11 protein-coding genes are annotated in these 16,147 nt (G+C 48.9%); 8 read left to right on the top strand and 3 right to left on the bottom strand.

Annotated features, from left to right (window positions below; genetic code table 11):
• Positions 1 to 10 precede the first annotated feature (10 nt).
• Positions 11 to 2,506 carry an ATP-binding cassette domain-containing protein gene (locus tag DWZ61_RS13050; RefSeq protein ID WP_118538992.1) on the top strand — a complete coding sequence of 832 codons (2,496 nt, stop codon included), beginning with the start codon at positions 11 to 13 and terminating at the stop codon, positions 2,504 to 2,506.
• Between the two features lie 66 nt (positions 2,507 to 2,572).
• Here DWZ61_RS13050 and trxA read toward each other — a convergent pair whose 3' ends face one another.
• Together trxA and trmB are read right to left on the bottom strand one after the other, a co-directional pair.
• Positions 2,573 to 2,893: a thioredoxin gene (trxA, locus tag DWZ61_RS13045; protein WP_022312646.1), complete on the bottom strand. Its 321-nt coding sequence runs from the start codon at positions 2,891 to 2,893 to the stop codon at positions 2,573 to 2,575.
• 67 nt (positions 2,894 to 2,960) lie between these two features.
• Positions 2,961 to 3,605 carry a tRNA (guanosine(46)-N7)-methyltransferase TrmB gene (gene trmB / locus DWZ61_RS13040; protein WP_022312647.1) on the bottom strand — a complete coding sequence of 215 codons (645 nt, stop codon included), beginning with the start codon at positions 3,603 to 3,605 and terminating at the stop codon, positions 2,961 to 2,963.
• Between the two features lie 110 nt (positions 3,606 to 3,715).
• Here trmB and yfcE point away from each other — a divergent pair, with 110 nt between their 5' ends.
• The 7 genes from yfcE to DWZ61_RS13005 all read left to right on the top strand — a co-directional run bounded on the left by yfcE (position 3,716) and on the right by DWZ61_RS13005 (position 15,835).
• Positions 3,716 to 4,264 (top strand): phosphodiesterase, encoded by a 549-nt coding sequence (yfcE, locus tag DWZ61_RS13035; protein ID WP_118538990.1) that lies wholly within the window; start codon positions 3,716 to 3,718, stop codon positions 4,262 to 4,264.
• Positions 4,265 to 4,457: 193 nt separating this feature from the next.
• Positions 4,458 to 6,110: a D-alanyl-D-alanine carboxypeptidase family protein gene (locus DWZ61_RS13030; RefSeq protein WP_182427083.1), complete on the top strand. Its 1,653-nt coding sequence runs from the start codon at positions 4,458 to 4,460 to the stop codon at positions 6,108 to 6,110.
• A 151-nt stretch (positions 6,111 to 6,261) separates the two neighbouring features.
• Entirely contained in the window at positions 6,262 to 9,144 is a 2,883-nt protein-coding gene (locus DWZ61_RS13025) for a hypothetical protein (protein ID WP_118538986.1), read from the top strand.
• 14 nt (positions 9,145 to 9,158) lie between these two features.
• On the top strand, positions 9,159 to 11,063 hold the full coding sequence (glgB, locus tag DWZ61_RS13020) for a 1,4-alpha-glucan branching protein GlgB (protein WP_118538984.1): 1,905 nt from the start codon (positions 9,159 to 9,161) through the stop codon (positions 11,061 to 11,063).
• A gap of 260 nt (positions 11,064 to 11,323) precedes the next feature.
• On the top strand, positions 11,324 to 14,200 hold the full coding sequence (locus DWZ61_RS13015; RefSeq protein ID WP_118538982.1) for a DUF6240 domain-containing protein: 2,877 nt from the start codon (positions 11,324 to 11,326) through the stop codon (positions 14,198 to 14,200).
• Positions 14,201 to 14,213: 13 nt separating this feature from the next.
• On the top strand, positions 14,214 to 15,338 hold the full coding sequence (locus DWZ61_RS13010) for a flagellin (protein ID WP_118501693.1): 1,125 nt from the start codon (positions 14,214 to 14,216) through the stop codon (positions 15,336 to 15,338).
• Positions 15,339 to 15,367: 29 nt separating this feature from the next.
• Complete coding sequence (locus tag DWZ61_RS13005) at positions 15,368 to 15,835, top strand: flagellar protein FliS (RefSeq protein WP_022312654.1); 468 nt, start codon at positions 15,368 to 15,370, stop codon at positions 15,833 to 15,835.
• Here DWZ61_RS13005 and DWZ61_RS13000 read toward each other — a convergent pair.
• A complete protein-coding gene (locus DWZ61_RS13000; RefSeq protein WP_118501695.1) occupies positions 15,785 to 16,081 on the bottom strand; it encodes a DUF2508 family protein in 297 nt (98 codons plus the stop codon). The two genes, DWZ61_RS13005 and DWZ61_RS13000, sit on opposite strands and share 51 nt — an antisense overlap.
• Between the last annotated feature and the right edge of the window lie 66 nt (positions 16,082 to 16,147).

The following is a 16,147-nucleotide window of genomic DNA, read 5'->3' as shown; positions in this document are numbered from 1 at the left end:
GAATGCTGTCATGGAATACGAAACCAATGAACCAAAGCATATCAAGGTAAGAGGTGCAAAGGTTCATAACCTGAAAAATATCGATGTGGATGTTCCCTTACACAAAATCGTGGGGATCGCCGGAGTATCCGGATCGGGAAAATCCTCACTGGCGCTGGGCGTCCTCTATGCGGAGGGCTCCAGACGTTATCTGGAATCTCTGTCCACCTACACCAGAAGACGTATGACCGGCGCGGCGAAAGCCCAGGTGGATGAAGTCCTCTATGTTCCGGCAGCGCTGGCATTGCATCAGCGTCCCGGCATCCCGGGGATCCGCAGTACCTTCGGAACCGGCACGGAACTTTTGAACAGTCTGCGTCTGATGTATTCCCGTCTGGCTTCCCATCGCTGCCCCAACGGACATTATGTGCCGCCGACCCTGAAAGTAGCGGCGGAGCAGGAGATCCTGTGTCCCGAATGCGGAGCAAAGGTGCATGCTCCCAGTGCAGAAGAACTGGCATTCAATTCCCAGGGAGCCTGTCCGAAGTGCGGTGGTACGGGAAGTGTGCGGACCGTGGATCTGGATTCTCTGGTGCCGGATGATTCCCTAAGCATTGATGAGGGAGCGGTAGCACCCTGGAACAGCCTCATGTGGTCATTGATGACGGATGTCTGCCGGGAAATGGGAGTGCGGACAGATGTACCCTTCCGGGAACTGACAGACCGGGAAAAAGAGATCGTTTATCACGGACCCGCGGAGAAGAAACATATTTTCTATAAGGCGAAGAAGACCAATCAGGCGGGAGAACTGGACTTTACGTATTTTAATGCGGTATACACGGTAGAGAATGCTCTGGCAAAGGTAAAAGATGAAAAGGGCATGAAACGTGTGGAAAAATTCTTAAAGGAGGATATCTGCCCAGAATGCGGCGGCAGCAGACTTTCGGAAGCTGCCAGAGCACCGAGACTTAGGGGGATAGGGCTGGCACAGGCCTGCCAGATGCCCCTGAAAGAATTGGTGGACTGGGTAGCGGGAGTGCCGGATTCTCTGCCGGAAGAGATGCGCCCCATGGCGGAATCCATCTGTGAATCTTTCCAGACTGTGGCGAAAAGGCTGATGGATCTGGGACTTTCTTATTTGTCTCTGGACCGTGCGGCAGCCTCCCTGTCCACCGGGGAAAGACAGCGGATGCAGCTGGCCCGGGCGGTGCGAAACCGTACCACCGGGGTACTCTATGTGCTGGACGAGCCCTCCATCGGTCTGCATCCTTCGAATATCGTGGGACTGAATGCCGTGATGCATGATCTAATTGCTGATGGCAATTCCATCATTTTGGTAGATCATGATACCCAGATATTATCCGAAGCGGACTGGCTGATCGAGATGGGACCGGAAGCCGGTGCCGGAGGCGGTTATGTGATCACACAGGGCGGTATTCCACAGGTGATCGCACAGAAAGAGTCCATGATCGGGCCGTTTCTGGCCGGAACAGCGAATATGCGAATTCGCAAACCCATCGCCCGGGAGGACATATTTGCACCGGGAAAGCTTCATCTGTCTACGGATGCGATTCACACGGTAAAATCTCTGGAGATCGACATTCCCAAAGGACGGCTCACGGTAGTCACTGGTGTCTCAGGATCCGGGAAGACCACCATGGTACTGGAAAGCCTGATCCCCGGACTGGAAGCGAAATTAAACGGCGAACATTTGCCCGACCATGTAAAAAGTATCACCGCAGAGGGCATCGCCCATGTAAAACTGATCGATGCATCCCCCATCGGCATCAATGTGCGGTCCACGGTAGCCACTTATGCCAATGTGCATGACGAACTGCGGAAGATCTATGCCAAGACTGCAGATGCAAAAAACAGGAAATACAAGGCGGGAGATTTTTCTTATAATACCGGAAAATTAAGATGCCCGGTCTGCGACGGCACCGGACAGATCAGTCTGGACGTGCAGTTCCTGCCGGATGTGGATGTGCCCTGCCCGGAGTGCGGTGGTTCCCGCTATGCCAGAGAAGCATGGGACATCTGCTATGAGAACAAACGGGGGAAACGTTATTCTCTGCCGCAGATGATGGAGATGGATGTAACGACGGCATTGCAGGCGACAGAGGATTGGAAAGTCGTACATCAGCGGCTGGAAGTCCTGAAAAATCTGGGACTGGGATATTTAACATTAGGCGAAGAGACACCAAGCCTCTCCGGTGGAGAGGCCCAGCGGCTGAAGCTGGCCAGTGAAATGGGCAGAGGACAATCAGATTCCGTATTTGTATTCGACGAACCGACGATCGGACTGCATCCGTTAGATGTACAGACCCTGTTGCAGGTATTTCAGACGCTGGTAGACAATGGGGCAACGGTACTTGTCATTGAACATGATCTGGATGTGATCCGCAATGCCGATTACATCATTGATATGGGACCCGGTGGCGGAGAAGACGGCGGCAGAGTCGTTGCTGTGGGAACTCTGGAGCAGATCAAGGCAGATGCCGACAGCATTACGGGAAAATATCTGTAAAAAATCAAAAACCCGGATACGGCAGAGGCATCCGCTCACCGTACCCGGGTTTTAAAAAACTGATTTTTACAGAATCACCTGCTCCAGCTTCTCACGGAAGTCTGCTTCGGACATGGCGCCGACGAAGTTGGCCACGGGTTGTCCGTCTCTGAAGATCACAAAATTCGGAATGCTTGCCACGCGGTACTTCTGGGCGATGGTCATGTTCTCATCCACATTGATCTTGCCGACCTTTACTTTTCCCTCGTAAGCTTCTGCCAGCTTTGCCACGGTAGGAGCCATCATCTTGCAGGGATTGCACCAGTCTGCGTAGAAATCTACCAGAACGGGCAGAGGGGAGTTCAGAACTTCTTCCTCAAAATTAGCAACGGTAAACGTATATTCCATAAGTATCCTTCCTTTCTGTTATCTGTTGTTGATAGTATCTCAAAAATAAGATTCTATATTCGGGGCCTTATCTGTAAATAATATATTTGCAGATGGGATTGCCAACGGAGGAAAACTTTTCCTCGTATTCGGTCATGACGTTCCCCTCCATCAGCGCGGCATCGTTATGCAGATCGTAGGTGATCACCTGCGCTTTCCATCCGGCGGGCTCCAGTTCCTCTACTGCAAAATCAAACAACGGGCGGTTGTCTGTCTTGAATTCCAGCGTACCCTCTTTTTTCAGGATCACATCATAGCGGGCCAGAAACTGTCTCGAAGGAAGTCTTCTCTTCGCATGACGGTCCTTGGGCCAGGGATCGGAGAAATTCAGATAAATGCGGTCCACTTCACCTTTTCCGAACACCTTATCGATGTCTTCTGCATCCATACGGATGAATTTCAGGTTGGGAAGCTCGTCCTCTTCCATTTTCTGGATCGCGCGGAGCAATACGCTGGAATATTTTTCAATTCCCACATAATTGATCTGCGGATTCTGCTTTGCAAGGGTATGTAGGAAACGTCCTTTTCCCATACCGATCTCAATATGGATCGGATGATCGTTTCCGAAAATCTCATGCCAGGTTCCGGGGCATGCTTCCAGGGTATCTTCCGGTACGACATAGGGACTTTCCGCAATAACTTCCCGGGAACCGGTAATATTTCGTAACCTCATGGTAATCTCAGCCTTTCTTATAGTAATCTGTATTGTCAATGTACTTTATCTGAGAAAGCTTGTCAAGTCACAGGCCGGGGGATTATACTGGCAGTAGGAGGAGAAAATTTATGAAATGGATGATTGCATCAGATATTCACGGATCGGCATATTACTGTCGAAAACTGTTGGAAGCATATACGGAGGAAGGGGCCGACAGGCTGCTTTTACTGGGGGATATTTTATACCACGGCCCCAGAAATGATCTGCCCAGAGATTATGCGCCCAAGGAAGTGATCGCCTTATTGAACGAGCGGAAAAATGATATCTACTGTGTACGCGGTAATTGCGATACGGAGGTGGATCAGATGGTGCTGGAATTTCCGGTGCTGAGTGATTATTGTGTACTTGCGGAAGGGACGCAGGCAATCTATGCCACCCATGGACATATCTATAATGAGCAGAAACTGCCGCCATTGCATTCCGGAGATATTTTACTGCACGGTCATACTCATGTGCCGAAATGCGTTGTTCATGAGACAGAGCAGTATATCTGCATGAATCCGGGGTCCGTGTCGATTCCCAAGGAAGAAAGCTGGCACGGATACATGATCTGGGAAGGCAAAAATTTTGTGTGGAAAGACTTCGGCGGACAGGAACATTTACGGTATTCCGTATAGAGAATGACAGCGTTCGCAGAAGGTCTTAAAAAGAATTAAAAAATAGAGATAAGACTTTGGTTTTTAGGTAAAATGGTGTATGATAAAGAATGCGCATTATCATACACCATTTTATTTTGAAGATATCAGGAAGGATTTATACATGCAGTTTTTCAGGCATTTTTCATATAGAAGTTTTTTAACCAGGGCAGTGATGGGAATCAGCGCTCTCTGCCTTTTTGCATCTCAGGGGCTTAGTGTCTCTGCTGCAACGATCAAAGAAGAGAACATCGCCCGCAATCAGGCACTGGCCATTCAGTCCAATGAAGTGGCAAGCTGGCCTACGGGACCGGTAATCAGCGCAGAATCCGCCATTTTGATGGATGCGGATACCGGAGCGATCCTTTATGCCAAAAATATCCATCAGCAGGAATACCCTGCCAGTACCACCAAAATTCTGACAACATTGATCGCATCCGAGCGCTGCAGCATGGATGAGATCGTGGATTTCTCCTATGATGCGGTACACGATATTGATCCCGGAAGCAACCATATCGCTATTGACCCCGGCGAGCAGCTGACCATGGAGGAATGTCTGAATGCCATTCTGATCCGCTCCGCCAATGAAGTTTCTTTCGCGGTAGCAGAGCATATTTCCGGAACGACCTGGCAGGACTTTGCACCGATCATGAATGAAAGAGCCAAGGAACTGGGGTGTGTTGATTCCAATTTCGTCAATCCCAACGGACTTCCCAATGAGGATCATTACACCAGTGCCTATGACCTGGCGATGATCGGAAGAGCTTTTTTTGCCAACGAAGCGCTGTGTAAAATGACAATGACACATATGCTGCACATTTTGCCGTCGGAACGCCAGCCGGATGATATTATGGAAGTCAACAAGATGGAACTGATCCCCGGCGGTAAATATGCATATCCGTATCTGGTAGGCTGTAAGACCGGTTACACCGATGTTGCCCGCAGTACACTGGTGTCCTGTGCGGAAAAAGACGGCATGAAGCTGATCTGTGTGGTCATGAAAGACGAAAATCCGAATTACTATGAAGATACAATCGCTCTGTTTGATTATGGTTTCAGCAATTTTCAGAGAGTGAACATTTCTCAGACAGAGACCAAGTATAATATCGAGAATGCAGGATCTTTTTACAGTGGGAATGATATTTTCGGCAACTCCAAACCGATTCTGGAACTGAACCAGACGGACAGCATCACTTTGCCGAATACCATCACCTTTCAGGATGCGGTGTCCAGTATTTCCTATGATAATACAGAACCAGGACAGGTGGCTGTGATCACTTATACTTACAATGATGTGGTACTGGGAACGGCATCCCTGGACTTTACGGCAGCGGAAAAGGGCAGTAGTGTCTTCCGGGAAAATACGGCAGAGACCACGGAGTCTGCAGAGGAAAGCGGTGCAACCGATGAAACGCAGTCAGGCACAACGACCACAGAGGCAGACAATACAGAGACAACCGAAACAGCAGGAGATAACACCGGAAACAATGGTGGAATTCCAACGGCTGCACAGGAGACATCCCCGGAGGAGGAAAACAGCACTTCCGGCGGTCCTGCGGTTATTTTCATTAATGTGGTAAAAGTATTTTTCTGTATCGTGGGAATTGCGGTATTGATCTTCCTTGCACTGTTATTACGTACGTTTTTCAAGAATTATCATTTTGCCCACCGCAGTACCCGCCTGACCTGGAGATTTAACCGCAGAAGAAATCGTTCCAGATCCCGGTATCGTTCGGTGGATCAGGACCTTCGTAACCGACGCAAAGAAGCAATCCGACAGGCGAAAAAACGTCAAAAGCCCAAGAAGTCATCCCACTTTCGCGGGTAGTATTCCGAAGGGGAGATTTCCATACATTTTGCCCAGTTTGATTTTGACATATCAATGGGTACTATGGTACACTGAATAAGAAAATAGTGGGGTAGTATACCCGGGGAAATGAGAAGCTTAGGATAAGAAAAGGTTAAGGGAGCGAAATACCTTGGATAAGAGTGAATATAAATTAAGAGCGGAAGAAATCAAAGACTTGATCAGCCGTGGGGAGTATGCGCAGGCTGCGGAGATTGCGGATACCATTGACTGGCGCAGAGTCAAAAGTGTTATGATGCTGTGCACCATCAGTGACCTTTACAAGATCAATCGAAGATACGAGGATGCCAGAGATATGCTGCTTCTGGCATATGAACGCCGTCCGGGAGGAAGGACGATCTGCTATTCTCTGTGCGAACTTTCCATTAAAATGGAAGAGTATGTACAGGCTATCGAGTATTACAAAGAGTTTGTGCAGGTAGCGCCCAAGGATCCCGGCAGATATATTTTGCAGTACAAATTATATGAGGCGCAGGATGTCAGTCTGGAAGAGCGCATTGCTGTTCTGGAAGAACTGAAAAAGAGAGATTACAGAGAAAAATGGGCATATGAGTTGGCTTATCTATATCATAGAGTAGGACTTGCTGCCAGATGTGTAGAGGAATGTGATGAGCTGATCCTTTGGTTTGGCGAGGGCAAATACGTTATCAAGGCAATGGAGCTGAAAATGCTCCATCAGCCGCTAACACCGGAACAGCAGGAAAAATACGATCATCGTTTTGACGCGCCCGGTACGCAGCAGTATTCTCAGAATTATGCGCAGGATCCCGGTTATGGACAGAACGAAACTTATGATCCGAATCAGGGCTATGTGCAAGACGGAAGTTATGACCCGAATCAGGGCTATGCACAGGGCGGAAGTTATGACCCGAACCAGGGCTATGCACAAGACGGAAGTTATGACCCGAACCAGGGCTATGCACAGGATGGAAGTTACGACTCCAATCCGGACAATGTGCAGGAGGGGGCTTATGATCAGGTGATTGATGACACCAGAGTCTATGAACCGGTGCAGCCCCAACAGGCACCCGCGCAGCCGGCGGAAGATGATTTCGACATTCATGTGAAGACCATGGATGTGGGACAATATAATACGATCAATCTACAGGCAGAACTGGCAGCAGGCCTGCGGGAGGTACTGAGTGAGGACCATGCGAAGGAGACTTCGGATTCCATTACCCGTTCTATCGTGGCACCCATGATCGATCCCGGGGATTCCGATACGGAGTCTCTGGATTATCCGGAGATCGCAGATGTCAGTGAAGACGATCTGGAGCCGGAGACGGAGCAGATGGAGAGCTCGGAAGTATTCTTTGGGGAGACCGGAGAAATCGGCGATCTGTCACAGGTGCCCCAGGTAGAGACGGAAGAGATTCTGCCGGAAGAGCCTGTTGTTGCAAGAAGAACCGATGTAGTACCGGAGCTATCCGAAGTACAGAAGACACCGGAAGTACAGGAAATCGTGAAGGAACCGGAAACACAGAAAGTACCGGAAGCTCCCGTAGAGCCACCCAAGGAACTGGCCGATGTGCTGGCACAGGAATCCGACGGTCAGATCAGCCTGGTAATGCCGGAGGCAGAGAGCATTGAGAAACAGATCACCGGCCAGATGAATATCGAGGATATTCTGGCAGAGTGGGAACGCAAGAAGAAGGAGAATCTGGAGAAGAGAGAAGAAGAGGTTCGCCAACATGTATTACAGCAGACCGGAGCCATGTTCACGGAGTTTGAGCAGGCGGTAAGAGACGGATTGCTGGAAAAACTGGAAAAAGAAAAAGCTGCGGACACGGCAGATACCGTGGCAGAAGATACAACAGATACCGATGAGGTAGAAGAGCTGGAAGAGATCACGGAAGAGCCTGCCACAGAGGAACCCGTGGAAGAACTGACGGAGGCTGCTCCTGCAGAGGAAGCGGAACAAGAGCCTGTAGAAGAGCTTCCGGAAGAGGATACTGTAGAAGAACTCGCGGAAGAACCTGCATATGAGCCGGAAGCAGAAGAATTTGAGGAATCTGCGGAACCGGAAGCAGAAATCTATGAGCAGGAAGAAATCGTAGACGAGGAACAGGCAGAACCGGAAGGGGCAATGGATGACGAGCCTGTAGAGGAGCCCACGGCGGAAGCAGTAGAATCGGCAGATGAGGAAACAGCCAGGGAAGAGATAGAACTGACGGCTGAGGAAACGCCGGAAGCCGGGGAGGCACCGGAACAGCCGGAGCGCCCCGCAGTAGAGCGAGACAAAGCAAAGGTTCGTGCGCTTACCAGAGAAGAGAGAGAGCTGTATGCACCCTTTATCCAGAGCAGATCTGCCAGAGAGCAGTTAGTCAAGGCCATTGATAATATCAGTCTGGCAGCCTACACCGGCAACGTGATCATCACTGGAGAAGAGGGTATGGATACCTTATCTCTGGCGAAGAACATGGTTCGCGAAATTCAGGCAACCGACAGCAATTTCTCCGGAAAAGTGGCAAAGATCTCTGGACATGCATTGAATAAAAAGGATACCGCAGATACCTTATCCAAGCTGAAAAACGGCGCGCTGATCATCTGCAAGGCATCCGAAATGAACGATGCTACGGCAAATGTACTTCACAAGGCATTGCAGCAGGAGAGTCAGGGAATCGTAATTATTCTGGAAGATACGAAGAGGGATATTGATAAATTCCTCGAGAAACATGAAAAATTGAGAGAGTGCTTTACCGCACGAATGGATGTGGAAGCCCTCAGCAATAACACACTGGTGGCATTCGGCAAACAGTATGCACGGGAGATGGAATACTCTATTGACGAACTCGGAGAGCTGGCGTTACATACCAGAATCGAAGATATGCAGACGATAGATCATGTGGTTACGGTAGTGGATGTAAAGCAGATCGTGGATGAAGCGATCGCTCATGCAAATAAAAAGACATTGAAGCATTTCTTCGATGTCCTGTTTGCCAAGAGATATGACGATGAGGATATGATCATCCTCACCGAGAAAGACTTTGTATAGCGGGAGGCGCGGTCATGACGAAGGAGAAGGTATTTATTTCCGAAGCAGATCAGTATCTTTTTGCCCAGGGGACCCATTATGATATTTACAAAAAACTGGGTGCACATCTGTCGGTGGAAGACGGCGTGCAGGGAGTCTATTTCGGAGTATGGGCACCAAATGCAGCACAGGTGAATGTCATTGGCACATTCAATGAATGGAATGAGGAATCCCATCCCATGCAGAAGCTGGGAGAAGGCGGTATCTGGGGGCTGTTCATTCCCGGCGTGGAAGAGGGAACGATGTATAAGTTCCTGATCTATGCAAGGGATGGCAGAAAGCTCTACAAAGCAGATCCTTTTGCCAATTATGCGGAGTACCGGCCGGGTACGGCATCTATCGTCACCGATATTACAGGCTTTGACTGGAGAGATTCCAAGTGGATGGAAGCCCGGGACAAAAAGGATATGAATAAAGAGCCTATGGCGATCTACGAATGCCATATCGGTTCTTTTATGAAGCATCCTAACAACGGTACCGCCGAAGGATTCTACAATTACCGGGAGTTTGCGGACCGGATCATAGAATATCTGAAGGAGATGAAGTATACCCATGTAGAACTGATGGGTATTGCAGAGCATCCGTTTGACGGTTCCTGGGGATATCAGGTGACCGGCTACTATGCACCGACTTCCCGTTACGGAACGCCGAAAGATTTCATGTACCTGATCAACGAACTGCACAAGGCCGGAGTCGGCGTGATTCTGGACTGGGTACCTGCGCATTTTGCAACTGATGCCCATGGCTTGGCTGAATTTGACGGTCAGTGCATTTTTGAACATCCCGATCCCCGTCTGGGAGAGCATCCCGAATGGGGAACCAAAATCTTCAATTACGGCAAAAATGAAGTAAAGAACTTCCTGGTAGCCAATGCCTTGTTCTGGCTCAGAGAGTTCCATGTGGACGGCATCCGTGTAGATGCGGTGGCATCCATGCTATATCTGGATTATGGTAAAAAAGAAGGTGAGTGGCTGCCGAATAAATTCGGTGGCAACAAGAATCTGGAGGCCATTGAGTTCTTCCACCATCTGAATTCTGTCATCCGTGGAACGTATCCCGGATTTGTGACAATTGCCGAGGAATCCACGGCGTGGCCGAATGTGACCAGCGATATCGGAGGCGAGGGATTAGGCTTCTCCTTTAAATGGAATATGGGCTGGATGCATGATTTCTGTGAATACATGAAGCTGGATCCTCTGTATCGTAAGGGCAATCATTACGCTATGACCTTTGCCATGAGCTACAATGACAGTGAGAACTACATTCTGCCCCTGTCTCATGACGAAGTGGTACATCTGAAGTGTTCCATGGTAAATAAGATGCCAGGTTATACTGCGGATAAATACGCAAATCTACGTGTGGGCTATACCTACATGTTCGGACATTCCGGCAAAAAGCTGCTGTTCATGGGACAGGATTTCGGACAGGAGCGTGAGTGGAGTGAAGAGCGCGAACTGGACTGGTATCTGTTAGGTGAGAAGCTGAATCAGGGCGTACATACCTATGTAAATGAACTGTTGGAACTGTACCGCAAGTATCCTGCAATGTATGAGATCGACAATACCTGGGACGGTTTCGAGTGGATGAATGCGGATGATGCAGAACACAGCACCTATTGCTTTGTGAGAAAATGTTCCAGCAGCAAGAACAATCTGCTGTTTGTATTGAATATGACTCCGATGAAATGGGAGAATTATACCGTACCCGTGCCGAAAAAGAAGAAATATAAGCTGCTGCTCAACAGCGATGAGGAGCGTTTCGGCGGCTGGGGCAATGAAATTCCCGCAGAGATCATGGCAGAGAAAAAGCCTTACCATTACAAGGATTATTCTATCAGCTTTGATCTGCCCCCTTACGGAGCTGCTGTATTTCTGTTCTAAGTCCGGTTAAGAAATTATAAGAAACGACCGAAATAAAAGATGAGTGTGACCCAAAGGTGCACTCATCTTTTTTCTTAACTATTCAGAGACATGTAAATATCACTAAGGCCTCTTTGAATGCTTGCATTCGTAAGAGGATTTAGTGATATTTATAGGGCGATATAGACTCAATGGGCAAAAGGAAAACTCTGAAAGAGCGATTTTGCGAATGAGTCTCTGAATAGTTATTTCAAGAGTTATTACCAGGAAGGACGACAAGCGTGAAGATAACATTTCAGAATCAGACGGTAACTGATACAGAAAATAGAACAGAAAGTATCCAGACGGAGAAAAATACCTGGGGCAGAGATAAGATACAGCGCAATAAAAAAAGTGTGAATGCAAATACTTTTGGAGCCGTATACGAGAGTGGGCAGATCCCAATGCCTGTAGGAAATGAAGAGAATAATAAGGGAAAATCCCTGATTGAACTGCAGCAGGATGCCGGGAACACCAATGTGGCATTACAGCAGGATTACATGACACTACTGTCACATACTATGTCCCAGGAGGATTATGCGAAGGCTTGTGAGGACGGATTTGACCCCAGAGAACTGGATCAGGATACCGCAGTTACCATCGTGGACAGGATCAAAGCAGAACTGGTGCGTTCCGGACAGAACATTGCCGGATACACGGACGACATAGATATGGACACCCTGGCGGCAGCTGTGGGCAGCGATACACTGGCACAAAGTATTGAAGAACAGTTCCGGGCAACGGATATACCTCTGACTCCTGAAAATGTAGATGAATTAAAAACCGCCTGGGAGCTGGCATCTTCTCTGCAGCAGCCCCAGGAAGGCGAGGTCGGGTATCTTGTAGATAATGGATTGGAGCCGGAGATCTGGAACTTGTATGTGGCAGAGAACAGCGGTGCGAAAGTACAGCAGAATACTGTACCGCAGGAATTGCAGGACCAGATGGATAAGGTGATCACGGATGCCGGCCTGCCGGTCAATGATGAGAACCGCCAGAAAGCGCAGTGGCTGGTGGGAGCAGGTTTGCCGCTGACAACGGATACCTTGCAGCAGCTGGCAGAACTGGATACGATTGACTATCCCGTCAGTGAGGATGCTTTTGCACAGGCAGCGGCATCGGCACTCGCGGAGGGGAAATCCCCTGTTCATGCGAATCTGGCACGGCAGGAAAATATATACGAGAAAGCCACAGAAATGGTACAGGACTGGTTCTCGGATGCAAAATGGGATGTCACGGCGGAGAATCTGGCGGCCAGAAAACAACTGGAAGAGATCCGGCTGCGCATGACAGCGGAAGTGAATGTGAAACTCTTACAGAGTGATTTTTCCATTGATACGGCCCCTATGGAGCAGCTGATCGAAGCACTGCGTAGAGCGGAGGCAGAAGTTGCGGATAAGTATTTCCCCAACGATGCGGATGCCGTGGCAAAATATGAGACCTATACACAGACCGTACAGGTGACAAACGAACTGCCGGGACTGCCGGTCAGCGTGTTGGGACCCTATAGCCTGAAACAGAAAGTTTCGCAGGAGACCGTGGCAGAATTTCACAGCGAAGGTAAGGCGTTGCAGACGGCCTATACAGAAGCAAATGAACGTTATGAGACACTGATGACAGCCCCCAGAAGAGATCTGGGGGACAGCATCCGCAAGGCATTTTCCAATGTAGATGACATTCTGACAGATATGTCATTGGATAAAACACTGGAGAACCAGCGGGCGGTCCGCATCCTCGCGTATAACCGGATGGAGATTACTGCAGAAAATATCGAAAGAGTCAAAGAAGCAGACAAACAGGTCACTGCAGTGATTGAGAAACTGACACCGAAGAATGTATTGCAGATGATCCGGGACGGCGTAAATCCGTTGGAGAAGACTTTTGGGGAACTGGAGTCCTATTTTTCCGAAAATCCTCAGAGTTATGAGGAAGAGGCGGAGGACTACAGCCGTTTCCTGTATCAGCTGGAACAAAAGAAAGATATCACGGAGAATGAGCGGAAAGCTTATATCGGTATCTATCGTATGGTACACCAGATTGAGAGAGAAGATGGTGCCGCAGTAGGCGCGGTGGTAAATATCGGCGCAGAATTGCAATTTTCCACACTCCTGGCAGCTTCCAGGAGCAGAAGAACCTCCCATATGGACTGGAAAGTGTCGGATGATACCGGACTGACACAGGAAGTACGTTTATCGGAGAACAATATTTCAGAGCAGATTTCTGTAGGGATGGCAAAAGAAATATTGACAGATGTGTCAGAAGACACTGAGAGCAGAGACGCATATTATCAGGAATGTCTGCAGCAGATGCGGGAAGCGGTAGAGACCGAACCGGGAGCAGCACAAATGTTGGAAAGGGGAGAGGTAAATACCAGTACTTCTAACCTGCTGGCAGCTCAGGCTCTGCTGGAGGATCCGGCGGAACTGTTCAGCGACCTGCAACGCTATCGTAAGAAATACAACAAAGAGAAAGAAATACCTGTGGCGGCAACCGGAGAGGAGCCTGCCGGAACAGAAGCCTCCGGATTGTGGGAACAGCTGGATCAGCAGAATTTTGCAGATGATTACCGGACCATGCTTCAGGATGCTTTACAGGAGACAGAGACGATCAGTCTGGAACAGGCAGAGAGCCATCTGGATGTGAAACAGTTACAGCTGGTACACAAACAGCTGCGCCTTGCAGGAAATCTTCAGAACAGGCAGGAGTATTTCCTACCGATGTATCTGGGAGACCAGCTGGCAGGAGTGCACCTTACCCTACAGCAGGGAACCGGAGAGACCTCGGCTGTGGATATCCGGGTAGATGCGGGAGACGAACAGCTGGAAGCGCATTTACAGGTCAACGGAGAACACATCGAAGGTTATCTCGTAGGAAATACCCCGGAAGAGGTTACGAAACTGGAAAAGACCTCCGATATATTCCTTGAATGGATTCAGACAGATACCTCTGCAGACTGGAAAGCGGAAAAGCTTTCTGTTGTCAGCTCCCGGGATATGACAAGGATGGCTGCCGGTGAGACGCAAAATGCAGAAACAATAGAGAGCCGGGCAGATGCGGCGCAACTGTACCGCCTGGCAAAAGGATTCCTGCAGGCTGTCGCAGACAGCAGCGGAAAGTAAGGAGTAACAACACATGAGAATTAATTACAATGTATCGGCAATGTTATCCAACAATGCCTTATCTACCAATGATGACCTGCTGTCCAAATCATTAGAGAGACTTTCTTCCGGATTAAAGATCAATCATGCAAAGGATAATCCGGCAGGACTGGCAATGTCCAAACGTATGAATGCCCAGATCGAGGGCCTGTCCGTGGCAAACCAGAATGCCAGCGACGGCGTATCCATTATCGAGATTGCAGATGGCGCCATGACCGAGATCAGTGAGATGCTGCAGCGAATCAATGAGCTCTCCGTCAAGGCTGCGAACGGTATAATGACGGATGATGACCGAGCTACCGTACAGGATGAAGTAAAGCAACTGAAAGAGGAAATCACCAGAATTTCTGACGTAACAGAGTTCAACGGACAGAAACTGCTGAATGGGGAGTACGATCTGAAGGGATATACCAACAAGCAGGAAGTTAAGGTGAACTACTATTCTACCGATGTGCCGGTAAAAGAATATACCATAAAGTCTATACCGCTGACAAAGGATGCGGACGGCAATATTGTGCTGGACGGAGATGTGACGTTCGGAGATGGTTTCCCGGATGCGAAAACACTGAAGACTGAACTGAAGGATGATCTTTTGACTATCACCGGAGAAAACGGATTTGAGATGCGACTTGATGTGAGCGGAACTTTGAATGGAGCACAGACAGGAACAACGGTTAAGGATCTAAAGATCAATGCCACAGGTATCGGCGCTATGCGTTTACAGATCGGAGCTAATGAGCATCAGGTGCTGGAAGTAAATATTCCGGCTGTTTCCCTGCAAAATATGGGAATTGAGAATGTTGATGTCAGCACTGCAGAAGGTGCGGACGATGCCATTGATCGCGTAGACGGCGCCATCAAATATGTATCTTCCGTTCGAGGCAGACTGGGGGCATTCCAGAACCGTCTGGAATCTACGATCAACAGTCTGGATATTACCAGCGAAAATATGACTTCCGCATATTCCCGTATCATGGATGTAGATATGGCGGAAGAAATGACTTCTTATACGACTTATCAGATCCTGGCACAGGCAGGAACCTCCATGCTGGCACAGGCCAACGAGAGACCGTCTCAGGTACTGCAGTTGTTACAGTAGGAAAGTTCTGAATAAGAGGGCATGGCAGAATGACAAAAGAATGCAAACAACAATTTACACTTCGGATTACACAGGCGAATTCCACGCAGTTGATCGTGATCCTGTATGAAATGACCTTACAATATCTGGCAGACGGAGAGCAGGCAGTAGATGATGCCGGACTGGTGGAAGCTGTTCATAGAGCCAGGGGATGTATCAAAGAGCTCCTGAACTCTCTGCACAGAGAATACAGCCCGGCAGGAGAGCTTTCCAGACTGTACCTGTTCTGCCTTCGCAGACTTGCTGTATGTGAAGTCCGCAGAGACCGCACAATATTGGAAGAGATTCGCAAAGTGATCGCACCTCTCTGCGATGCGTACAGGCAGATCCAGGATCAGGATACTTCCGGCCCGGTGATGAACAATTCTCAGACAGTATATGCCGGACTGACTTACGGCAGGAACCAGTTAACCGAAAACATGGCTGACCAGGGCACGAATCGGGGAATGCTGGTATAGTGACTTTTCCTGTCTCACAGGCTGCGTGGAAGCTAGCTCGGTGAGATGCTGATACCTTTTTTGCAACGCATTGATCTCATAGATGTAACTGTCAATGAGATCACTTTCCAAAGCATTATCGAAACCCGCATAGGCGATTTCCAACGCCTGGCGGGTTTTTCTTATGGATTCTTTCAGATCTATGGGAGAGAAATCCTCTTCAATGATTTCCGGGGAGGCATCTGCCTGACTAAAAAAGATTTTCATAACATTAACCGTCCTTTCTGCTAACAGTATAGGAACAAAAAAGGAAAAATATACCTGACATGGAGG

Origin of the sequence: Clostridium sp. AF34-10BH, assembly GCF_003478095.1 — a bacterium.
Taxonomy (GTDB): Bacteria; Bacillota; Clostridia; order Lachnospirales; family Lachnospiraceae; genus Acetatifactor; species Acetatifactor acetigignens.
This window is presented reverse-complemented; position numbering and strand designations above follow the sequence as displayed.